This window comes from Kitasatospora sp. NPDC090091 (assembly GCF_044747365.1).
GTDB lineage: Bacteria > Actinomycetota > Actinomycetes > Streptomycetales > Streptomycetaceae > Kitasatospora.
This window is the reverse complement of record NZ_JBIVDY010000044.1, coordinates 1-23,373: the sequence shown is the minus strand read 5'-3', so window position 1 is coordinate 23,373 and position 23,373 is coordinate 1. Positions and strand designations below refer to the sequence as shown.

The window sequence follows — 23,373 nt, the reverse complement described above, 5'->3', positions numbered from 1 at the left end:
CGTCTGCTGCGCGACATCGCCGAGGGCCGCGAGGTCGGCGACACCACCACCCTGGCCGACAGCACCGTGATGAGCCTGATCCAGTCCCAGCTCCCGCCCGCCGGCAGCTAGGTCCTGTCCGGTCGATCTTGCCGGGCGCACGACGCCGGGCATCCCGCCTGGACGCACGCCCGAATCGCCCAAGTACGTCCAGTACGAGGGCGATCCGGGCGCACGCCCAGCCGGGCGCGTAATGGGGGTACCTCCCGGCCGAAGGCTGGGGGAGCCGCGCGCTGATCCGACAAGATCGACCGGAAAGGACCTAGGGCTGATCCCGGCCGCAGTACAAGGACACTTCCTCGGAGCACGGAGGACTTATCAGGCAGTTACACGTGCCCGAGAGGATGCAGGTCCGGTCGGAACCGGCGGGTCTTCGACGACCCGCCGGCCCGACCGGTCAGCCGGCCACCGGCCGGTCCCGGCACACCGACCAGCACCCTTGAGCACCGATGCCTGAACCCTCCGCCGTGACGTCCGCCCCCACCGTGCCCCACCCCCGCACCCGTGCCGCCGGCCCGGCCGCCGGCCGGCCGCGCCGCCGGTCCGACGACCCCCTGCTGATCGGCCGGGAGCCTGAACTCGAAGCGCTGGAAGGGCTGTTGCGGCAGGGCGTGGCGAACGGCACGTTCGTCCTGATCCAGGGCGAGTTCGGCACCGGCCGGACCGCCCTGCTCCGGGCGGCGCTCGGACGGGCCCGCCGCGACGGCGACACCGTCCTGTCGGCCTGGGCGGACCCCTCCGAGCAGGGGATGGAACTCGGCGTCGCCCGCCAGCTCTTCGAACCGGCACTCGCCGCCGCCGGTACCGACGCCCCGCCAGCCGGCCCGGCGGCGGGCGCCGCCGAACTCCTCTGGCCCGTCGAGCCCGTGGCCCCGTCCGCGCCCGCCGGCGACCCGACCGCCGCGACGCTCACCGGGCTGTACCGGCTGACCGCGCACCTCGCCGCCCGCGGCCGCCTCGTCATCGGCATCGACGACCTGCAGTGGGCCGACCGGGCCTCCCTGCTCTGGCTCCAGCGCCTGCTCCGCCGGGCCGACGAGCTGCCGGTGGTCGTCGTCGCCACCGTCGGCCCCGCACCCGCGACGGCCGACCCGGACGTCCTCGCCCGGCTGGTCCCGCTCTTCCGCCACCGGGTCGCGCTGACCGCCCTCGACGACGAGTCCGTCGCCGCCGCCACCGAGGCGCTCCTCGGCGAGCCCGGCGACGACCGCTTCCGCGAGGCCGTCCGGACCACGACCGGCGGCAACCCGTTCCTGCTGCACACCCTGCTGCGCACGATCAAGGCCGCCGGCCACGGGCCCGACCGGGAGACCGCCGCCCGGATCACCCGGTTCGTCCCGGCCGACGCCGGCCGGGCGCTCCACCTGCTCGTCACGACGGCGGGCCCGCACACCCGGGACGTCGCCCGGGCGGTCGCCGTGCTCGGGGGCGCCCCTGCCCTCGACGTGGTCGCCGCCGCCACCGGACTGCCGGAGCCCGCGGTCCTGGACGCCGTCCACGCACTGGAGCGGACCGGCCTGATGCGCCGGTCCGGGCACACCGCCGCCTTCGCCTGCCCGATGATCGGGATCGCGCTCGCCGACGACGTCCTGCCCAGCATCCGCCAGGACGTCCACGTCCGCGCCGCCGAGCTGATGGTCGCCCAGAGTGCGCCCGCCGAGCAGACCGCCGTCCACGCCGTCCACGCCTCGCTGGGCCTGCCCTGGGTGCCCGAGGTGCTGGAGCGGGCCGCGGCGGCGGCACTGCGCGCGGGCGCCGCCGACCGCGCGGCCGAGCTGCTGCGCCGCGCGCTGCGCGAGCCGCTGGAGGACGAGCTGCGCGCCACCCTGGTGATCCGGCTGGGGGAGGCGGGCCTCGCCTTCGACGTCCCGGAGGCGGTCCGCAACCTCTGGCTGGGGCTGGACCTCTCCCGCGACCCGGTCGAGCGGGCCGCCGCGGCGCGCCGTCTGGCGGGTGCGCTGTTCGCCGTGGACCGCTACCCGGACGGCCTGGCCGTCCTCGAACGCACCGCCGCCTCGCTGCGCGAGACCGACGCCGCCCTCGCGCTGCGGCTGGAGATCGACCAGGTCTACGCCGGCCTGCACGAGGTCGAGTCGGCCCCCGGGGTGCTGCCCCGGCTGCTGGACCTGCGGATCGAGGATGCCGCCGGCACCTCGGCCGAGCGGCCGCTGGCGGCACTGCTGGGCCTGCGCGCGATCGTGCGCGGGGAGTCGCCGGCCGAGGCCGTCGCCCTGGTGCGGCAGGCGCTCACGCACGGGATGAACCCGGCGGACGACGAGTCCTTCGTCTACTCCGGCGCCGTGCTCCTGCTCGGCGCCACCGGGGAGACCGAACTCGCCCTCGACCACGCCGACGCGGCGGTGGAGCAGGCCCGCACCCGCGGCTCCGCCTTCACCCTCGCGCACAGCCGCATCATCCGGGCGGCCGTCTACGGCCAGCTCGGCCGGGTGCCGGACTGTCAGGACGAGGCGGAGGCCGCCCTGGCGGCGCTCCGGGAGATCGGCGTCGACCCGCGGCACAGCCACAGCGTCCTGGCGGCCGCCACCCTCACCGATGCACTCGTCCTGCAGGGCCGGCTCGACGAGGCGCAGGCGGTCCTGGAGCGGGCGGGCCTGACCGGCAACCTGAACGGACACTGGATCAACGACCACGTCCACCTGGTCCGCGGCCGGCTGCGGGCGGCCCAGGGCCGGCCGGCCGAGGCGCTCACCGACTTCCGTGAGTGCGGCCGGCGGACCGGGGCGAGGGGCATGCGCTGCCCGTGGATCTACCCCTGGCGCTCCGAGGCCGCCCTGGCCCTGGCGGCGCTCGGCGAGCCCGAGCAGGCCCGGACCCTGGCCGCGGAGGAGCTGGAGCTCGCCCTGCGGTGGGGCGTGCCCGAGGCGGTCGGCGCCGCCCGGCGCGCGCTGGCCCTCGCCACCGGCGGGCCGGAGGGGCTGGAGCTGCTGCGCGAAGCCGTCCGGACGCTGGCGGCCACCCCGGGCCGCTCCCGGCACGCCCAGGCCCTGGGCGACCTCGGCGCCCAGCTGCGCCGCGCCGGCCGGGTGGCGGAGGCCCGTGCGTGCCTCCAGGAGGCCGTGACCGCGGCCCACCGCTGCGGGGCCGTGCTGGTGGCCGATCGCGCCCTGGACGAACTGCGCGCGGCCGGCGACCGCCCCCGCACCCGGTCCTTCCAGGGGCCGGCGGCCCTCACCCCGACCGAGCACCGGGTGGCGGGCCTGGCGGCCCGGGGCATGACCAACCGGGAGATCGCCCAGCACCTGTTCGTCGGCCTGCGCACGGTCGAGGTCCACCTGACCCATGTCTACGGCAAGCTCGGCATCGACGGCCGCCCCGGGCTGGCCGCGGCGCTCGCACCGCCGGAGACGTCTCAGGCTTCGTCAGATGCGCGTTGAGGCGTGTCTGACAATTCCCGCCGGGCGTGCGCGAATTGTCAGATGCGCGCCAGCAGATCGAGCGCCGCGGTCTCGGTGTCCTGACGGTGCAGCCGCCGGCTGGCCGTCACGGCCTGGTCGGCCCGCGCCGCCGCCTCGGCCGGCCGGCCCGCCTCCAGGTGGCAGTTGGCGAGGTGCAGCAGGGCCATCGGCCCGAACACCAGGAAGCCGTGTGCGTCGGCCAGGGCCAGACCCTGCTCGTGCAGCGAGATGGCCCGCTCGGTGTCGCCGAGGACGCGCGCCGCGCGCCCGGTCGAGTGCAGGGCGTAGACCTCGCCGAACGGATCGTCGACGGCTCGGAACAGGGCCAGGCTCCGCTCGGCCACGCGGACGGCCGTCCCGGCGTCGCTGCCCGCCAGGTGCCACAGGACGCTGGTGGCCAGGGCGTTCGCCGTGGTCCAGGTGCTGCCGCACTCCTCGGCCAGGCTGACCGTCTCGGCGTGCAGGACGAGTGACTCCTCGGTGCGTTTCCGGATGTGGGCGATCATGGCGCAGACGTTGAGGACCTCGGCCAGCACCGGCAGGTCCCGGCAGCTGCGGGCCTGATCGGCGGCCCGGGCGGCGACCGTCTCGGCCTCGTCCAGCCGGCCCAGCTGCATGAGACCGCCGCCGAGCATGTAGCCGGCCCGCCCCTCGGCCCGGGCGTCGCCCCGGTCGGCGGCCTGCCGCATCGTGCGACGGCAGACGTCGATGAGCTCGCGCCACCGGAACCCGGCCTCCAGGTGCGGGTCGAGGGCGAGCAGCAGATCGGCGACGACGCGGTGGGCGTCGGCGATGCCGAGCGCCTGCTCGGCCAGGGCCAGCAGGTTCCCGTCCTCCTCGTCCAGCCAGCGGCGCGCGGCCGCGCGGTCGGACAGCGGCAGCCCGGCCGACGGCACGGCCCCGATCGCGTCGGCGACGGCGTGGGCGGGGCGCACGGTGCGGTAGGCGTTGGCCGCGGTGGCCACCGCCTGGTCGACCATCCGCAGGATCAGACCGGCACGCTCCTGCGGGGAGTCGAGCTGCTCGGCCCGGGCCTGGGCGAACAGGCGCAGCAGGTCGTGGTACCGGTACCGGTCGGGGGCCGGGGACTCCAGCAGACCGGCGTGGACGAGGTCCTCCAGGACGTCCAGGGCGGCGTGTTCGGCCAGTTCCAGGGCCGCGGCAGCGGCCGGCAGGGACAGGTCGGCGGTCTGCGGGACGGCCAGCAGCCGGAAGGCGTGCGCGGCGCCCGGCGTCAGCTGGTCGTAGCTGAGCTGGAAGCAGGCCTCGACGGCGAGGTCGTGCAGGCTGAGCTCGGCGAGCCGCTGCCGCCGGTCGGCCAGCCGGGCGCCGATGGCGGCGAGCGACCAGTCAGGGCGCAGGGCGCTGCGGGCGGCGACGATCCGGATGGCCAGCGGGAGGTGGCAGCAGGCCGCGAGCAGTTCGCGGGCGGCGTCGGGCTCCTCGGCGACCCGCCGGCGGCCGGCGATCCGGGAGAGCAGTTCCAGCGACTCGTCCGGCTTCAGGACGTCCAGGTCCACGTGCCGGGTGGGGGCCAGGCCGAGCAGGCTCGAACGACTGGTGACGAGGACGGTGCTGTGCTCGGAGCCGGGCAGCAGCGGGCGCAGCTGGTCGAGGTCGCGGGCGTCGTCCAGCACGACCAGGACGCGGCGCTCGGCGAGCAGCGACCGGAACAGCGCGGACCGCTCCTCCAGTTGATCGGGGACGGCGCTCTCGGGCACGCCCAGCGACCGCAGGAAGTGGACCAGGACCGCGCCGGGCTCCATCGGGTCGGGGCGGCCGCCGCGCAGGTTGACGTAGAGCTGCCCGTCGGGGAAGCGGGGCCGGACCCGCCGGGCGAGGTGGACGGCCAGCGCGGTCTTGCCGACGCCGCCCATGCCGGCGACGGCGACGATGGTGGGGGCGAAGGCGGGCGGCTGCTCCACCAGCTCCACCAGGGACCGGACCAGCTCCCGGCGTCCGGTGAACTCCGATGCCTCCGACGGAAGTTGCTCGGGCCGCGGGCGGCTCGCCCGCTGCCCCGCGGCCGCCGGCCCGGCCGGCGCGGTCGCCGCGGTCGCCGTCGGCGCGGCCGGCGCGGCGAGTCCGGGGTCGCCCTGCCGGATCCGCTCGTGCAGGTCGCGCAGCGGGAGGGTCGGCTCCACGCCCAGCCCGGTGTCCAGGGCGCGGCAGGTGGCGGCGAACGTCGCCAGGGCCTCGGCCGGTCGGCCGCTGCGGTACAGCGCCGTCATCAGCAGCGCCGCCAGCCCCTCGTGCAAAGGGAACTCCTCCACCAGGGAGGTGAGTTCGTCCACCTGCTCGGCGTGGCGGCCGAGCTCCAGGTCGAGTTCGAGGCGCTCGTGCAGGACGGCGAGGCGGAGCTGGGCGAGCCGTTCCCGCTGCCGCTCGGCGTGGCCCCCGGGGACGCCCGCCAGCGGGGCACCCGTCGGCAGCTCCAGCGCCCGGCGCAGCTGCGCGGCCGCCCCGGCGGGATCGCCCCCGGCCCGGAGCCGGGCGGCATCCTGCGCCAACTGCTGGAAGAGCGCGAGGTCAGTCCCGTCGGGCGCGAGCCGCAGGGCGTAGCCGCCGCCCACCGAGACCAGCAGCTGCGGTGCGGTGCGGTCTTCCTCCAGCGCGGAGCGCAGCCCGGAGACGTGGTTGCGGATCGCGGCGACGGCGTGGTTCGGCAGGTCCTCGCCCCAGAGGCCGTCGATCAGCTCCTCGGTGGTGACCGAGCGGCCCTCGGCTCCGGCGAGCATGGCCAGCACCGCGCGCCGCTGGGCCGGGCCGAGCGGGAGCTCTGCGTCGCCGCGCCATGCCCGCACCGGTCCGAGCAGGGATATCCGAATGCCGGTCATGTCTCTTCTTCCGCCCGTTCGTTCGTATGCCGTTCCCGTCCTCCGCGACTCCGAGGCTCCGCGGCGGCGCCCACCGCGGCGCGACGGCCGGGGCGAGACGGGCCAACCTACCCGGTCCCGGCCGCGGAGGCCGTTCCCCGGTGGCGGACGGCGTGCCAGACAGGCATGGGACAATCCCACCGGAGCCGCTGGAATCGGGCAGATCCGGGCGCGCGGCGGTGACTCACCGCAGCGGCGTGGCGCTGATCGGGGCGGACGGTGGCGGCCGGGGGCCGGCCGGCCGGACGGGGTGTCGCCGAGGTGGTGTCGTCCTGGTGGTGACGTCGAGGGGGAGGGCGGGAGGCATGGCGGGGCTGCGGATCTCCGTGCTGGGGCCGGTGCGGGTCCGGTACGGCGGCCGGGAGGTCGCGGCCGGGTCCGCGCAGCGTCAGGCGGTGCTGGCGGCGCTGGCCCTGCGCGCCGGGCACGTCGTGACCGCCGACGCCCTGGCCGGCCTGGTCTGGGGGGAGAGCGCACCGGCCTCCGTCGGCGCGGTGGTGCGCAACCACATCTCGAAGCTGCGGGCCGCCGTCGGTGCCGCCGGAGGCGACGCGGCGGCGGTCCTGGTGTCCCGGGGCGGCGGGTACGCCCTGGACCTCGCGGGCGCCGGCCTGGACACCGCCGAGTTCGACCGGCTGGCGGACGCGGCCCGGCGCCACCGGGAGTGCGGCGAGCCGACGGAGGCCGCCCGGCGGTACCGCGAGGCGCTGGCGCTGTGGACGGGCACCGCGCTCTCCGGCGTCCCGGGCCCGGACGCCGAACAGCAGCGCGAGCGGCTCGCCGAGCGGCGGCTGACCGTTCTGGAGGACTGCCTGGAGCTCGAACTCGGCCTCGGTGAGCACGCGCGACTGGTCGAGGAGCTGACCGCGCTGGCCGCCGAGCACCCGCTGCGCGAGGGCGTGCGGGCGCTGCTGATGACCGCCCTCTACCGCGCCGGCCGGCAGGCCGAGGCACTGGAGGTGTTCGCGGACGCCCGCCGGGTGCTGACGGAGGAGATCGGCGTCGAGCCCGGCCCGGAGCTGCGGGGGCTGCAGCGGCGGATCCTGCGCGCCGATCCCGGACTCGCGCCGCCCGTGCCCGCCGCACCGCCCGCGAGCGCTTCCGCAGCCCCGTCCGTGCCCGTGCCCGCGGCCGCACCGGCCGTTCCGGCGCAACTGCCGCCCGACGTCGGCGACTTCACCGGCCGCACGGCCGAGGTCGAGCTGATCGCCGACGCCCTGACGGGCGACGCCGGGCGGTCCCGCACCACCGTCGTGACGGTCTCGGGTGCGGTCGGGGTCGGCAAGACCACCCTGGCGGTCCGCGTCGCCCGGACCGTGCGGGGCGCGTTCGCCGACGGCCAGCTCTACGCCGACCTGAACGGCACCCGGGAGGAACCGGCCGATCCCGGCGCCGTCCTGGCCGGCTTCCTCCGCGCGCTCGGCGAACCCGCCGAAGGGATGCCGGAGGGGACGACGGAACGGGCGGCGCGCTACCGGGCCCTGCTGGCCGGCCGACGCATCCTGGTCGTGCTCGACGGCGCCCGGGACGAGGAGCAGCTGCGCCACCTCCTGCCCGGCGGGCCGGCCACCGCGGTGCTCGTCACGGCCCGCCCGGCCCTGACCGGGCTCGCCCCGTCGCTCGCCGTGCGGCTCGGGCGCCTGACACCGGGGGAGTCGGTGGAGTTCCTGTCCGCCGTGGCCGGTCCCTCCCGCATCGCCGCCGAGCCGGCGGCGGCCGACGCCATCGCGGCGGCCTGCGGACAGCTCCCGCTCGCCCTGCGGGTCGCGGCCACCAAGCTCGCGGCCCGGCCCGCCTGGAGCGTCGCCGCCCTCGCCGACCGGCTGCGGGACGACCACCGCCGGCTCGGCGAACTGCGGGTCGGCGGGCTCGCCGTCGAGACCGAGCTCCGCCGCAGCCACCGGCTGCTCCCGGCCGACCTCGCCGCCGCCCTCCCGCGCCTCGCCGCCCGCCCCGCCTGCTCGGCACCGGAGGCCGCCGCCGCACTCGGAGTGCCGGAGTCCGCGGCCGGTGTGGTTCTCGAACGGCTCGCCGCCGCGGGGATGCTCGACGCCCCGGTCCGGGGCCGCTACGCCTTCCACGACCTGGTCCGGCTGTTCGCGCTGCGCTGACGGGCGCCGGCTCCCGCAGGCAGCGGCCGGGAGCCCTCCGCCTCCGCCGTGCACGGGAGAGCCGCACGGCGGAGGCGGAGGGCGTCGGGCGGCCGCGACCGCCGACGGGTGGTCAGGCCCGGACGGCGCGCCGGACGCGGGTGGCGGTGAAGACCGCGGCGGCCAGGGCGACCAGGGTCAGTGCCGCCAGGCTCGCCCCGTACGAGTGGTACCGGCCGTACAGGGCGCCCATCATCAGCGGGGGCACGAAGCCGCCGAGGCCGCCCGCCGCCCCCACCACGCCGGTGACCGAGCCGACCTGGTCCGCCGGTGCGAGCAGGGCGACCAGGGCGAAGGTCGCGCCGCTGGCGGTGCCCAGGGCCGCGGCCATGGCCAGGAAGGCCACCGTGCCGAGCGGGGCCAGGGGCGGGGTGAAGCCCTGGACCAGCGCGCCGAGGGCGACCACGGCCAGCGCCCAGCCCAGCACCCGGACCGGGCTGCTCCGGTCCGACAGCCAGCCGCCGACGGGCCGCATCACCACCGCCAGCAGGACGAACCCGGCCATCCGGTTCGCCGCGTCGGCCTGCTGGAGTCCGTAGGCGGTCTTGAGGTACGTCGGGAGGTAGACGGAGAAGGCGACGTAGCCGCCGAACCCGACCGCGTACAGCGCCGAGGCCTGCCAGGTGACGCGCAGCCGGAAGGCCCGGCCGAGGCGGGCGGTCAGCGGCTCGGACGGCACCGTACGGCCCGGCGCGTCGCGCAGCAGGAGGAACGCCACCACGGTGTACCCGGCGAGCACGATCGCGGTGAGCACGAAGGGGGCGGCGGTGCCGTGACTCTTGACCAGGTTCACCGTGGTCAGCGCGCTGATCGCGGTGCCGCCCATGCCGGCGCCGAAGATGCCGATGGCCGCACCGCGCCGCTCCGGGGGGAACCAGGCGTTGACGAAGGGCACGCCGACGGCGAAGGAGGTGCCGCCGATGCCCAGGAAGAACCCGCCGGCCAGCAGCGCCGTCAGCGAGGAGTGCCCGGCCAGGCCGACGTACAGCACCGGCACGATGGTGGCGGCGGACACCAGCGGAAACATCAGCCGGCCGCCGTAGCGGTCGGTCAGCGCGCCGACCGGGATGCGGCCCAGGGAGCCGACCAGCACGGGCACGGCGACCAGCAGCGACTGCTGGAACGAGCTGAGGCCGAGCGAGTCCTTGAACCGCGGGCCGAGCGGGCTGATCAGCGCCCAGGCCCAGAAGTTGAGGGCGAAGCCGAGGGTGGCCAGGGTCAGCATCAGCATCCGCTGCCCGGAGGTCGGCGAAGCCGGTCTGTCCCCGTTCGGGCGGGTTTCCATGGTGAGTTCTCCGATTCTCCGACGAGTGCGACGGTCGGGTGGGAATGGGCGGGCCGGGGAAGGGCTGTTGGCGGGCGGATCAGGTGGCGGGGAGCGCGGCGGCGAGCAGGACGACGCCGAGCGAGCCGACCAGCGAGGCGACGGCGAGGGCCCGGGCGAGTTCGGCGCGGCCCTTGGCGTGGGCCCAGCCGTGCGCGGCCGCCGCGAGCATCACCGCGGTGAACAGGCCGAGCTTGGCCGCCAGGATCCGGCCGTACCCGGGCTCGGCGAGTGAGGCCCAGCTGACGCCCCGGTGCCAGGCCAGCGCGATCCCGGTACCGAGCTGCGCCGGCAGGAAGAGCGCCCCGGTGAGCAGCCCGAACCGGCGGCCCACCGCGGAGGCGAACCGACCGGCCACGTCGGCCGGGAACTGACGGCGGGCCAGCGGCAGGATCACGGCCGAGAGGGCCAGTTGGCCGCCGACCCAGAGCACGGCGCCGCACACGTGCGTGAAGCGCACCACGGACCAGAGCCCGATCGCGTCCATCACCGCACCTCCACGAGGCCGCGCGCCCCGGCTTCGGCGTGGCGCATGTCGTGGTCGACGAACGGGTAGTGGCCGGCCTCGGCGAAGGCCGTCTCGACGAAGCCGCCCTGCGCGGCCGCCAGGTCGAACACCTGCGAGCCGCCGGGCGCGGACGGCGTGAGCAGGTAGGCGCCCTCCTTGTAGACGGTGTCGAAGACCGCGCCGACGACGTGGAAGGCGATGCCGCCGGTCGGCCCGGCGGCGACCACCCAGAACCGGACCCGCTGCCCGGCGCGGGCCGTCAGCGGCGCCGCGGCGTACTGGGCGGCCACCCCGTTGAACGCCCAGGCGTCCGGGGTGCCGGCCCGCAGCGCGGCCGTCTGGTGGTCGCCGCCCGGCTCGCCGAGGTACAGCTCGGAGGAGACCAGCAGGTACTCCCGGTCGACCGGGGCGAGGCCCGGCGGGTCGATCACCACGGCGCCGTACATGCCGTTGCCCATGTGCTGGAGCATCGGTGCGGCGCTGCAGTGGTAGAGCCAGGCGCCGGCCCGGTCGGCGGTGAAGCGGTAGACCAGCCGCTCGCCCGGGGCGATGGTGCGCATCGGGCCGTCCGGGGCGAGGGCGCCGGCGTGGAAGTCGATGCCGTGGCCCATGGTGTCGTCGTTGACCAGGGTGACCTCGAAGGTGTCCCCGACCCTGCCGCGCAGCGTGGGGCCGGGCGCGGTGCCGCCGAAGGTCCACAGCTCCTGGGTCACCCCGGGGGCGACCTCCGCCCTGGCGGTCACGGCGTGCAGTTCGACCCGGTGGACCGTACCGCCGTCCGCGGCGGGCAGGTCGGCGGCGCGGGGCCGCCAGCCGGGGGAGAAGTCGCCGGCGGGGTCGGGTCCGTGGCCCGCGGCCGTGGAGGGCTCCGGGGTTCCGGCGCCCGCACCGGAGTGGCCGCCCGTACTGCCACCTGCGCCGGTGGACGCGCCGCCCGCACTGCTGCCCGTGCCGCCGCCCGCGCCGGGGTGCCCGACGACGATGACGAGCCGCATGCCGGCGGCCTTGTGACCCGGGACGGAGCACCACGCCCGGCGGTCGGCGGTGAGCGGTCCGAGATCGAGGGTGCGGGTCTCGCCCCGGCCGAGCAGCGGAGTGGCGGGCCCGTCCTGGACGGTCAGGTCGTGGCGCTGCGTGTCCCGGTTGGTGACGACCAGCCGTACGGCCGTCCCGTGCGGTACCTCGACGCGGTTCGGGCTGACCCGCATGGACTCCAGGAAGATCTCGACCGTGCGCGTCCCCGCCGCGGCCGCCGCCGGCGGGTGCGGGGCCGTTCCTCCGCTGCCCGCCACCAACGCGGCCGCCACGGTGAGCGCGGTACCCGCGGCCGTGCCGAGCAGGAGCCCGCGGTGGGCGGACCGGCCGGACCGGGCCGGGTGAGCGTCCCCCGACCGGCGGAGCACCCGCAGGACCAGCACCAGGAAGACCGCCACGCCCGCCCCGGCGAGCAGCGCGCCCACCGGGGCGGCGGGGGACGGCAGCGGAAGCGCCAGCAGCGGCACGGCGAGGTTGAGCAGGGGCAGCCGGGCCCGCCACGCGCCCTCCAGGGTGCGCTGCAGTTCGGCGCGCCGAGCCGGACCGCGGCCGAGCACCACCGGCAGCAGGTAGGTGAGGGCGCCGACCAGGGACTGGCCGACGAAACCGACCAGCAGCACCGGGACGAGCGCATCGACGCCCTCGTGGGTGTCCGTCAGCGGCCGTCCGCCCAGCAGGAGCAGATCCCCGACCAGTGCCACCAGGAGCCAGCCGAGCCCGGCGGCGAGCATCCAGGCGGCCGCCGCCGAGACGGCGGCCCGCCGGCGCACCGTGCGGACGAACAGGCCGGCGGCCGCGCCCGCGCCGACGGCGTACCCGGCGACACCGGCCGCGGCCGGCCACCGCCACCCCGCCGTCAGCGCCGCGACGGCCACCGCCAGGCCCCCGCCCGTCAGCCACAGGACGCGGCGCGCCACCCGGGCGGTGCGGTCCCGCATCGGCACCCCGAGGACGGTCGGCCAGAGCATGAACAGGGTGCCCAGCACCGGCAGGCCGATCCAGCCGAACAGCACGACGTGGACGTGTGCGAGCCGCAGGTCGGCGTGCGCGCGGTCGCCGAGCGGGGCGGCCGCGAGCGCCCAGCCGAGGAGCGCGCCGACCACCAGGGCCGCCGCGGCGGCCCGGTAGTAGCCGACGACCGGCGCCAGCCGGCCGCCCAGGGCCCCGCGGCCGAGGCGCACCAGCACCACGAGGTGCGCGACGACCGCGGTGACCAGCGCCAGGCAGGCGGCGCCGGTCAGCACGGGCAGCTCCGCCCACACCCCCGTCAGCACACCGAGCACCGCCGCGTTGGCGCCGAGGAGGCGCGCCCGGCTCCACCGCTCGGCGGGCTGCCGTGCGTGCAGCAGGGCGACGGCGAAGTGCTCGCTCCAGAGCAGCACCGCCGTGGTGGCCCCACCCAGCAGGAACAGGTGGACGGCAAGCCAGCGGGCCACCGGCAGGGTGCGGTCGGCGGTGGCCGCCAGCAGGGCCAGGCCCAGCCAGGCCGCCACCAGGACGTGCGCCCGGGCGTACCGGGTCCGCCGGTCGGGCCTCCCGGGGGCGGCAGGCGTTCGGGTGCTCGTGCTCCGGGCGCGCATGATTCGGGCGCGCATGGTCCGGGTGCTGCTCATGACCGGTCCGCCGCGTCGCGCGCCGGCGGCAGCAGCGCCGCGAGCTCCTGCTGGTACGGGAAGGACCCGGGCCGGTACCCGCACCACGGCTCCTCCGCGTACGGGTCGCCGGTCACACCGAAGGCCCGCGAGCGGGAGCCGCCGCAGACCCGGCGGAACTCGCAGCGGCCGCACCGGCCGCCGAGCCGGTCGCCGTCCCGCAGGCCGGTGAAGAGCTCGGACGTGCGGTAGATCTCGGGCAGCGGCCGCTCCCGCACGCTGCCGGCGCCGAGCGGGAGGAAGCCGCTGGGGTGCACGGTGCCGGTGTGCGAGACGAAGACGAAGCCGCGGCCGGCGTTCACGTCCAGCGGCGGGCGGCGGGCCCGCCGCCCACCGTCGAGCCCCAGCTCGGCGGCGCGCGCCCGCAGGTCGCGGTAGAGGGGGCCGAGGCCGAGCGCCGGTACGTGGTCCTCGCCGCGGTCGGCGAGCACCCGGCGCTGCAGGGCGACCCGGCGGAAGTGGTGGGCCTCGGTGGTCTTGGCGGGGACGGTCAGGCCGACGTCGTACACGAAGTTGAGGACGTCCTCGGTCTCCGCCCGGCTCAACGCGGCCAGGGCGCGGCCGCGTCCGGTCGGCACCAGGAAGAAGGCGCTCCACAGCGTGGCGCCGTGCTCGTGCACGAGCCGGACGATGTCCGGCAGGTCGAGCAGGTTGTGCCGGGCGACGGTGGTGTTGATCTGGACCTTGAGGCCGAGCTCCCGGGCCGTCCGCCAGGCGTCGAGGGTCCAGCCGTAGACCCCGGGCACGCCCCGGAAGCCGTCGTGCCGCTCGGCGGTGGATCCGTCCAGGCTCAGCGAGAGCCCGACCGCGCCGGCCTCGTGCACCGCCCGCAGGTTCTCCGCGGTGAGGGTGGGCGTCCCCGACGGCGAAACCGCGACCCGGACGCCGGTCCGGGTGGCGTGGGCGATCAGCTCCAGCAGGTCCGGGCGCTGGAAGGGGTCGCCGCCGGTGATCACGAAGAGCGGCGCGGGGGCGCCGAAGGAGGCCACCTGCCCGAGCAGGTCCCGGGCCGCCGCGGTGTCGAGCTCCCGCGGGTCGCGGGCCGGCACGGCCTCGGCGCGGCAGTGACGGCAGGCGAGCGGGCAGGCCCTGGTCGACTCCCAGATCACGATGAACGGCCGGTCCGCCACGTTCTGGTGCTGCAGGCGGACGGCGCGGGCCCGGGCCGGGCGCCGAGTGGGGTCGTGCGGGTCGTTCACCCTGATCACCTCCGGATCGATCGGGCACCAGCCTGCTGCGTCCGGGGGGTGGCGAGGCCCCGCCGATGGTCCTCGTCGCAGGGACCGGAAGACCTGATTCCCCTCTGCGTTCCCGGGTCGGCCGGCCGGACCGAGGGGGACCTTCGGCCCGCGCCCGGGCAGGTCGGCACTGCCTACCGTTCGGCGCATGGAACGCGAGAAGACGGCGGGCGACTCCGGTGCCCGCGAACAAGAGCACTGGCCGCTCGCGGCCAGACGCCTGCTGACGCGCCGCGAGGTGTCGGCCGACGGCCGGGCCGTGTTCGGCGAGGGCGGCACCGAGTGGGAGGGCTTCTACCGGGACCGCTGGTCCCACGACAAGGTGGTGCGGTCCACCCACGGGGTCAACTGCACGGGTTCCTGCTCCTGGATGGTGTACGTCAAGGAGGGGATCATCACCTGGGAGCACCAGGCGACCGACTACCCGTCCATCGGCACCGACTGCCCGGAGTACGAGCCGCGCGGCTGCCCCCGCGGAGCCTCCTTCTCCTGGTACACCTACTCGCCCAGCCGGGTCCGCTACCCGTACGTGCGCGGCCGGTTGCTCAAGCTCTGGCGCGAGGCCCGCCGCCGGCTGGGCGATCCGGTGGCGGCGTGGGCCGAGATCACCGGCGACCCGGCCAAGGCGCGGGCGTACAAGTCCGCCCGCGGAAAGGGCGGCCTGGTCCGGGCGGACTGGGACGAGGTGGTCGAACTCGTCGCCGCCGCCCACGTGCACACCATCAGGGCCTACGGCCCGGACCGGGTGGCCGGCTTCTCGCCGATCCCGGCGATGTCGATGGCCTCCTTCGCAGCCGGCACGCGGTTCATGTCGCTGATCGGCGGCACCCTGCTCTCCTTCTACGACTGGTACGCCGACCTGCCGATCGCCTCGCCCCAGGTCTTCGGCGACCAGACGGACGTGCCGGAGTCCGCCGACTGGTGGAACGCCGGGTACCTGATGATGTGGGGCTCCAACATCCCGGTCACCCGGACGCCGGACGCGCACTTCCTGACCGAGGTGCGCTACAACGGCACCAAGGTCGTCGCGGTCAGCCCCGACTACGCGGACAACGTGAAGTTCGCCGACGAGTGGCTATCCCCGCACCCGGGCACCGACGGCGCGCTGGCGATGGCCATGGGCCACGTCATCCTGCGCGAGTTCCTGGTGGACCGTCAGGTACCGTACTTCGCCGACTACTTGCGGAAGTTCACCGACGCCCCGTTCCTGGTCACCCTGCGCGAGCGCGGCGACGACTCCGGGGAGATGGTGCCGGACCGCTTCCTGACCGCCGCCGACCTCGGCCGCGGCGGCGAGCACGCCGAGTTCAAGACCGTCCTGCTGGACGCGGACAGCGGCGAACCGGTCGTGCCCAACGGCTCGCTCGGCTTCCGCTGGGGCGAGCAGGGCGAAGGCCGCTGGAACCTGGAGCTCGGCGACACCGTCCCCGAACTCAGCCTGCTGGACAGCGCCGAGGAGAGCGTCACCGTCGCACTCCCGCGCTTCGACGAGGGCGCCACCGAGGGCGGCTCGGTGATGGTGCGCGGCGTCCCGGTCCGCCGCATCGGCGGCCGCCCGGTGACCACCGTCTTCGACCTGATGCTCGCCCAGTACGGCGTGCAGCGGCCGGGGCTGCCCGGCACCTGGCCGGCTTCGTACGAGGACGCCGGCGAGCCGTACACCCCCGCCTGGCAGGAGACGATCACCTCCGTCCCGGCCGCGCAGGCCGCCCGGATCGCCCGCGAGTTCGCCCGCAACGCCGAGCGCACCCAGGGCCGTTCGATGATCGCCCTCGGCGCCGGCACCAACCACTGGTTCCACTCCGACACCATCTACCGGGCCTTCCTGGCGCTCACCACGATGACCGGCTGCCAGGGCGTCAACGGCGGTGGCTGGGCGCACTACGTCGGGCAGGAGAAGGTCCGCCCGATCACCGGCTTCCAGCACCTGGCGTTCGCCTTCGACTGGCAGCGGCCCACCCGGCACATGGCGGGCACCTCGTACTGGTACCTCAACACCGACCAGTGGCGCTACGAGGCCTTCGGCCCCGAGGAGCTGGCCTCCCCGCTGGGCGAGGGCCGGTTCGCCGGCCGGGCCTTCGCCGACTGCCTGGCCCAGGCCGTCCGGCTCGGCTGGACCCCGGGCCACCCCGGCTTCAACCGCAACCCGCTCGACCTCGCCGACGAGGCGGCGGCCGCGGACCGCCCGGTCGCCGACCACATCGTCGACGAACTGCGTACCGGCCGGCTGAAGTTCGCCGCCGAGGACCCGGACGACCCGGCCAACTTCCCCCGCGTGCTCACGGTCTGGCGGGCCAACCTGCTCGGCTCCTCCGGCAAGGGCAACGAGTACTTCCTGCGCCACCTGCTCGGCGCCGACAGCGCCGTCCGCTCCGCCGAGTCCCCGCCCGAGGCCCGCCCGAAGGACGTCGTCTGGCGGGATCAGGCACCCGAGGGCAAGCTCGACCTGCTGGTCGACGTGGACTTCCGGATGACCTCCACCGGACTCTTCGCCGACGTCGTGCTGCCCGCCGCCACCTGGTACGAGAAGGACGACCTGTCCAGCACGGACATGCACCCCTTCGTCCACGCGTTCACCCCCGCCATCGCCCCGCCCTGGCAGGCCCGCACCGACTACGACACCTTCCACGCCATCGCCGACCGCTTCAGCGAGCTGGCCGCCGATCACCTCGGCACCCGCACCGACGTCCTGGCCGTACCGCTCCAGCACGACACCCCCGACGAACTCGCCCAGCCCGGCGGCGTCGTCCGGGACTGGAAGGCGGGGGAGTGCGAGCCCGTCCCCGGCCGCACCATGCCCAGACTCGTCACGATCGAGCGGGACTACGCCGCCGTCGCGCAGAAGATGCGCGCCGTCGGCCCGCTGCTCGACACCCTCGGCACCACCACCAAGGGCGTCACCGTCCACCCCGACCGGGAGATCGCCGAACTGCGCCGCCGCAACGGCACCGTGGCGGAGGGAGTCGGCGCCGGGCGGCCCTCGCTGGCCCGCGCCGAGGACATGTGCGAGGCCATCCTCGCCCTCTCCGGTACCACCAACGGCCGGCTCGCCACCGCGGGCTTCCGGGCCCTGGAACAGCGCACCGGCACCCCGCTCGCCGAACTGGCCGCCGAACGGGAGGGCGAACGGATCACCTTCGCCGACACCCGCACCCAGCCCCGCGCCGTGATGACCTCCTACGAGTGGTCCGGCAGCGAGACCGGCGGACGCCGCTACTCCCCGTTCGTCATCAACGTCGAACACCGGAAGCCCTGGCACACCCTCACCGGCCGCCAGCACTTCTTCGTCGACCACGACTGGCTCGCCGAACTCGGCGAGCAACTCCCGGTCTTCCGCCCGCCGCTGGACGCCCGCCGCCACTACGGAGACCAGCACCTGCACGAGGGCGACCGCGCCGAAGTGACGGTCCGCTACCTCACCCCGCACTCCAAGTGGTCCATCCACTCCGAGTACCAGGACAACGCCTACATGCTGGCGCTCTCCCGCGGCGGCCCGGTGATCTGGATGAGCACCGCCGACGCCGACAAGATCGGCGTCAAGGACAACGAGTGGATCGAGGCCTACAACCGCAACGGCGTGGTGGCCGCCCGCGCGGTCGTCACCCACCGGATGCCCGAAGGCACCGTGTACATGTACCACGCCAAGGACCGCACGGTGAACGTGCCGAAGACCGAGGTCAGCGGAAAGCGCGGCGGCATCCACAACTCGCTCACCCGGCTGCTGCTCAAGCCCACCCACCTCGCCGGCGGCTACGCCCAGTTCACCTACGCCTTCAACTACTACGGCCCCACCGGCAACCAGCGCGACGAGGTCACCGTGATCCGGCGCCGCTCCCAGGAGGTGGAGTACTGATGAGAGTGCTCGCACAGATCGCCATGGTGATGAACCTCGACAAGTGCATCGGGTGCCACACCTGCTCGGTCACCTGCAAGCAGACCTGGACCAACCGGACCGGGGTCGAGTACGCCTGGTTCAACAACGTCGAGACCAAGCCCGGCGTCGGCTACCCCCGCCGCTACGAGGACCAGGAGCACTGGAAGGGCGGCTGGATGCTCGACCGGCGCGGGCGGCTGGTGCTCCGCTCCGGCAGCCGGACCAAGCGGCTGCTCTCGCTCTTCGCCAACCCCGACCTGCCCGGCATCGAGGACTACTACGAGCCGGTCACCTACGACTACGACACCCTGGTCAGCGCCCCCGCCGGGCAGGACGTCCCGGTCGCCCGCCCCCGCTCCGTGCTCACCGGCGAACCCACGCAGATCACCTGGGGCGCCAACTGGGAGGACAGCCTCGGCGGCACGCCCGAACACGGCGCCGGCGACCCCAACCTCCGCGGCGGGCTGGCCGAGAAGGTCAGGTTCGAGTTCGAGCAGACCTTCCTCTTCCACCTGCCCCGGCTCTGCGAGCACTGCCTCAACCCGGCCTGCGTCTCCGCCTGCCCGTCCGGCGCGATGTACAAGCGCGAGGAGGACGGCATCGTCCTCGTCGACCAGGACCGCTGCCGCGGCTGGCGGATGTGCGTCACCGCCTGCCCGTACAAGAAGGTCTACGTCAACCACGCCACCGGCAAGGCCGAGAAGTGCACCTTCTGCTTCCCGCGGATCGAGGCCGGCCAGCCCACCGTGTGCTCGGAGACCTGCGTCGGCCGGCTGCGCTACCTCGGCCTGGTGCTCTACGACGCCGACCGGGTCGGCGAGGCCGCGGCCACCACGGACGAACGGGACCTCCTCGAAGCCCAGCGCGGGCTCTTCCTCGACCCCGACGACCCCGGGGTGACGGCAGCAGCACGCGCCTCCGGCATCCCCGAGGACTGGATCGAGGCCGCCCGCCGCTCACCCGTCCGGGCCCTGATCTCCCGCCACAAGGTCGCCCTGCCGCTCCACCCGGAGTACCGCACCCTGCCGATGGTCTGGTATGTCCCGCCGCTCTCCCCGGTCCTCGACGCGGTGGGCGAGGCCGGCGGCGACGCCGACGACCCAGACCACGTGTTCGCCGCCGTCACTCGGCTGCGCATCCCGCTCGACTACCTGGCCAACCTCTTCACCGCCGGGGACACCGACGCCGTCGCCGGAGTGCTGATGAAGCTCACCGCCCTCCGCAGCCACATGCGCCGGCGCTCGCTCGGCGAACCCGACGACGAGGCACTGCTCAAGGCCGTCGGCCTCACCGCCGAGGACGCCGAGGCCCTGCACCGGCTGCTCGCCGTCGCCAAGTACCAGGACCGGTACGTCGTCCCCGCCGGTCACAAGGAGGACGCCGCGGCCCTCGCCGGGATGGAGAACCGCTGCCCGGTCGAGGTCTCCGGCGGCCGGCCGGAGGACGGCGGCCACGGCAAGGTGATGCTCGGCATCCCCGGCCTCCGCCGCGCATCGGGAGGCCGCGCATGAACGCCCCACGCCCTGGTACGCCGCGCGTCGACCCGCAGGGTCCTGCTGCGCCGGTCATTTCGTCGGCCGGTGCGCTGCCCGGTGCGCCGCCTGCTGCGCCGCCCGGTGAGCCGCGCAGCGAAGCGCCTCGGGCCCGGATCCGCCCCTCGGCCCGGCCCGTCCGCACGCCCCAGCAGACCGAGCAGCATGTGCTCCTGCTGCGCCTGCTCTCGCTGCTGCTGCAGTACCCGGACAGCGAACTCGCCGCCGCACGGCCCGCGTTGGCCGCCACCGTCGAGGCGCTGCCGGCGTCACCGGCCGCCGAGGAACTGACCGCCTTCACCGCCTGGTTCGCCGAGCAGCCGCACGACGCCCTCGAACGCCACTACGTCGAGGTCTTCGACCTGCGCCGCAAGAGCAGCCTCTACCTGACCTACTACCTGCACGGTGACACCCGCCGCCGCGGCATGGCCCTGCTCGCCCTCGCCCAGCGTTACCGCGTCGCCGGCTGGGAGGCCGACACCGCCGAGCTCCCGGACCACCTCCCGGTCGTCCTCGAATTCGCCGCGCTCGAAGGCCCGGGCACCGGTGAGGCACCGCTGCGCCAGCACCGGCGCGGACTGGAGCTGATCCGTCACTCACTGGCCGACGCGGATTCCCCCTACCGGCACCTGCTTGCCGCGCTCCTCGCCCTCCTCCCGCCGCCCACCTCTGCCGATCTGGCGGCGGTCGCCGAGCTGGCTGCCCAGGGCCCGCCCGCCGAGGAGGTCGGCCTGGACCCCTACGCCGGGGACCTCTTCGCGCCGCCGCAGACCTTCGTCCCACCCGCGCCCGCCCCGCCCACGCTGATCCCGCTGCTGCCGCCCACCACCTCGCCCACGACGTCGGAGGGTCACCGATGAGCCTCGCAGGAACCTCCCTCGCCGCCGCCCCTGTCGCCGCGAGCGGCACCGACCTGCTCCTGTGGGTCGCGGGCCCCTACGTCTGCCTCGCCGTCTTCCTGGTGGGCCACGTCTGGCGCTACCGCCAGGACCAGTTCGGCTGGACCTCGCGCACCAGCCAGCTGCTGGAGCACCGCTGGCTGCGGTGGGGCAGTCCGCTGTTCCACCTGGGAGCGTTCGCGGTGATCGGCGGCCATGTCGTCGGCCTGGCCGTCCCGGCCTCGTGGACGGAGGCGGCGGGGATCACCGAGCACACCTACCACCTGGCGGCCGTCTCGCTCGGTACGGTGGCCGGCGTCGCGATGATCACCGGACTGGGCATGCTCTGCGCCAGACGGCTGCTGACCCGGCGGATCCGCCTCGGCACCGACCGGAGCGACAAGCTGCTCTTCCCCCTGCTCTCGGTGACCGTCCTGCTCGGGTTCGGCGCCACCGCGGTGCACAACATCATCGGCGGCGGCTACGACTACCGGTCCACGGTGTCGATCTGGTTCCGCGGCCTGTTCTCCGCCCACCCCCAGCCGGAGGCGATGGCCGGCGCTCCGCTGCTGTTCCAGCTGCACGCGCTCTCGGCCTGTCTGCTCTTCGCCGTCTGGCCCTTCACCCGCCTGGTCCACGTGTGGAGCGCCCCCATCGGCTACCTGGTCCGCCCGTACCTGGTCTACCGCCGCCGCAGTGGCTCGGCGGCCCGGCCCGCCCGGACGGTGCCGATGCGCCGGCGGGCCTGAAACGAACACATCCGACCGGGAAGGACCGAGGGGTACCGAATGAAGAGCTGGATCGAGGCAGTCAAGGACGAACTCGGCATCGATCTCGATGTCGACACGGCGGAACTGCTCGACATGACCCGGGTCGTCGCCCACGGCGTGGCCCGCCCCGCGGCTCCGCTGACGGCGTTCCTGGTCGGCTACGCGGCCGCCGGAGCCGCCGCCGCCAGGGCCGCCGCCGGAACCGGGACCGGGATCGGCAACGGTCCGGCGGCGTCGGCCACGGAGGCGGTCACGGAGGCCAACCGCGCAGTGTGCGAACTCGCCGAGCGCTGGGTGGCGGAGCGGCGCGACGAGGCGGGGACGCCATGAGCCGCCTGACGCTCCCGGACCGCGCAGGGCACGGCGCCTGGCCGGCGGGCGCCGGGGTGGACCGTGCACCCGGGGTGGAGCGTGCACCCGCATCCGGCGAGCCTGCCGACAGTGCGCCGCACTGCCACGGATCCACGGCCCGGGCCATGGCATGGGAGCAGGCACGGGCGGTCGCGCGAGGCAGCGCCGGACGGCCGCTGCCCGCCGTCGCCCGCACCCTCCCCGAGGCGCTCGGCCACACGCTCGCCGAACCGCTGGCGGCGCTCACCGATCTGCCCCCGTTCGACACCTCCGCCATGGACGGCTGGGCCGTGGCCGGCCCGGGACCGTGGCAGCTGCGCGGCGGCGGCATCCTCGCGGGAGGCGCGCAGCCCGAGCCGCTCGACCACGGCACCGCCGTGCCCATCGCCACCGGCGCCCGCCTGCCGCCCGGCGCGACCGCGGTCCTGCGCTACGAGCACGGAGGGCCGACGGCGCCCGACGGCCTCCTGCACCGCCACGCGCCCGGCCCGGTGGTCCGGGGCCGCGACGTCCGGCCCCGTGGCCAGGAGTGCCGCCGCGGCGAACCGCTCCTTCCGGCGGGCACCACCGTCACCCCCGCCGTGCTGGGCCTGGCCGCGGCCGCCGGGTACGACCGGCTGGCCGTCCACCGCCGGCCGACCGTCGAGCTGCTGCTCCTCGGCGACGAGCTGCTGGAGGCCGGCCTCCCGAGGGAGGGGCGGGTCCGTGACGCCCTCGGCCCGCTGCTGCCGCCCGTCCTGCGGAGCGGAGGAGCCGACGTGACCGGCGTCCGCCGGGTGGCGGACGATGCCGGGCTGCTTGGCGAGGCGCTGCGCGACTCGCCCGCCGACGTCCTGGTCACCACGGGCAGCACCGCCGCCGGGCCGGCGGACTTCCTGCACCGTGCGCTCACCGAGGCGGGCGCACGGCTGCTGGTCGACTCCGTCGCAGTACGGCCCGGCCACCCGATGCTGCTCGCCGAACTGCCGCCCACCCCCGACGGGCGGACCCGTCGGCTGGTCGGCCTGCCCGGCAACCCGCTGGCCGCCGTGGCCGGCGCGGTGACCCTCGCCGTGCCGCTGCTCGGCCGGCTGTCCGGCCGCACCGACCCGCCCCGTCATGCCACCGCCGCTGCCGACCTGCCCGGCCATCCCCACGACACCCGGCTGCAGCCCGTGGCGCTCGTGGCAGGCACGGCGGTGCCACTCGCCTTCGACGGGCCTGCCATGCTGCGCGGACTGGCCGTCGCCGACGGCCTTGCGGTGGTCCCACCGGGCGGGGTCGCCGCCGGTGCCACGGTCGAGGTGCTGCACGCGGCCGCGGGTGGTCTCGCGCCTTCGTCTAGTGGTCCGGGCTCGGCATTTGCCTGAGGCGGCGAAGCGGGAGTAGTGTTCATAGGTCGCTCGGCAGGGAGCACCGGACACGCATCGGCGCGGACGGTCCCGGGGCGGCCGATCCCTAGAAACATCACCTCCGGTTCGAGCCGGGTCGCATCGTGCCTCTGTGGCTTCGCGGCTCGGGGTGAATTCGTTGTGCCTGTTTATACGGATTGCGGCCGGATTCGCCTTTTGGGGCGGAGGTCGGCTAGAGTTTGAAACGTCGGACAGGGCGTCAAGCCCCGGAAGACACCGGCGAGTTGGATGAAGGAAGCCCCGGAAACGGAGCGGAAAACGTCTGATAAGCTGGAAACACGAAAGAACGAAGCGCCCGGAGGGCCGGTGTGAAAGCCGCCTGAAGGAAGTGTCCGTTCC

Annotated in this window: 12 protein-coding genes and 1 pseudogene; 8 read left to right on the top strand and 5 right to left on the bottom strand. The window is 75.4% G+C overall.

The features are described 5' to 3' along the window. The first annotated feature begins 488 nt into the window (after positions 1-488). Positions 489-3,434 carry an AAA family ATPase gene (locus ACIPSC_RS38685; protein ID WP_400834999.1) on the top strand — a complete coding sequence of 982 codons (2,946 nt, stop codon included), beginning with the start codon at positions 489-491 and terminating at the stop codon, positions 3,432-3,434. Positions 3,435-3,472: 38 nt separating this feature from the next. Here ACIPSC_RS38685 and ACIPSC_RS38680 read toward each other — a convergent pair whose 3' ends face one another. Continuing rightward, complete coding sequence (locus tag ACIPSC_RS38680; RefSeq protein ID WP_400834996.1) at positions 3,473-6,292, bottom strand: BTAD domain-containing putative transcriptional regulator; 2,820 nt, start codon at positions 6,290-6,292, stop codon at positions 3,473-3,475. Between the two features lie 344 nt (positions 6,293-6,636). Here ACIPSC_RS38680 and ACIPSC_RS38675 point away from each other — a divergent pair, with 344 nt between their 5' ends. Next, complete coding sequence (locus ACIPSC_RS38675) at positions 6,637-8,442, top strand: BTAD domain-containing putative transcriptional regulator (protein WP_400834993.1); 1,806 nt, start codon at positions 6,637-6,639, stop codon at positions 8,440-8,442. A 112-nt stretch (positions 8,443-8,554) separates the two neighbouring features. Here ACIPSC_RS38675 and ACIPSC_RS38670 read toward each other — a convergent pair whose 3' ends face one another. From ACIPSC_RS38670 to ACIPSC_RS38655, 4 genes are all read right to left on the bottom strand, one after another. Then, a complete protein-coding gene (locus ACIPSC_RS38670; RefSeq protein WP_400834990.1) occupies positions 8,555-9,766 on the bottom strand; it encodes a nitrate/nitrite transporter in 1,212 nt (403 codons plus the stop codon). Positions 9,767-9,845: 79 nt separating this feature from the next. Further along, a complete protein-coding gene (locus ACIPSC_RS38665) occupies positions 9,846-10,292 on the bottom strand; it encodes a hypothetical protein (RefSeq protein WP_400834987.1) in 447 nt (148 codons plus the stop codon). After that, positions 10,292-12,961: a multicopper oxidase domain-containing protein gene (locus ACIPSC_RS38660; RefSeq protein ID WP_400834984.1), complete on the bottom strand. Its 2,670-nt coding sequence runs from the start codon at positions 12,959-12,961 to the stop codon at positions 10,292-10,294. The genes ACIPSC_RS38665 and ACIPSC_RS38660 overlap by 1 nt, the downstream gene beginning before the upstream one ends. Then, positions 12,958-14,199, bottom strand: coding sequence for a TIGR04053 family radical SAM/SPASM domain-containing protein (locus tag ACIPSC_RS38655; RefSeq protein ID WP_400834981.1), 1,242 nt, complete (start codon positions 14,197-14,199; stop codon positions 12,958-12,960). Before ACIPSC_RS38655 ends, ACIPSC_RS38660 begins: the two co-directional genes overlap by 4 nt. Before the next feature lie 187 nt (positions 14,200-14,386). Between ACIPSC_RS38655 and ACIPSC_RS38650 the strand changes: the two genes are divergently transcribed. The 6 genes and pseudogenes from ACIPSC_RS38650 to ACIPSC_RS38625 all read left to right on the top strand — a co-directional run bounded on the left by ACIPSC_RS38650 (position 14,387) and on the right by ACIPSC_RS38625 (position 22,992). Next, on the top strand, positions 14,387-18,091 hold the full coding sequence (locus tag ACIPSC_RS38650; protein WP_400834978.1) for a nitrate reductase subunit alpha: 3,705 nt from the start codon (positions 14,387-14,389) through the stop codon (positions 18,089-18,091). Further along, positions 18,091-19,623 (top strand): nitrate reductase subunit beta, encoded by a 1,533-nt coding sequence (gene narH, locus ACIPSC_RS38645; protein ID WP_400834975.1) that lies wholly within the window; start codon positions 18,091-18,093, stop codon positions 19,621-19,623. Before ACIPSC_RS38650 ends, narH begins: the two co-directional genes overlap by 1 nt. After that, entirely contained in the window at positions 19,620-20,504 is an 885-nt protein-coding gene (narJ, locus tag ACIPSC_RS38640; protein WP_400834972.1) for a nitrate reductase molybdenum cofactor assembly chaperone, read from the top strand. The genes narH and narJ overlap by 4 nt, the downstream gene beginning before the upstream one ends. Further along, entirely contained in the window at positions 20,501-21,271 is a 771-nt protein-coding gene (narI, locus tag ACIPSC_RS38635) for a respiratory nitrate reductase subunit gamma (protein ID WP_400834969.1), read from the top strand. Before narJ ends, narI begins: the two co-directional genes overlap by 4 nt. A gap of 21 nt (positions 21,272-21,292) precedes the next feature. Further along, positions 21,293-21,622: pseudogene (locus ACIPSC_RS38630) on the top strand (DUF6457 domain-containing protein); the annotation flags it as partial. 146 nt (positions 21,623-21,768) lie between these two features. Further along, positions 21,769-22,992 (top strand): molybdopterin molybdotransferase MoeA, encoded by a 1,224-nt coding sequence (locus tag ACIPSC_RS38625; RefSeq protein WP_400834966.1) that lies wholly within the window; start codon positions 21,769-21,771, stop codon positions 22,990-22,992. The last annotated feature ends 381 nt before the right edge of the window (positions 22,993-23,373 follow it).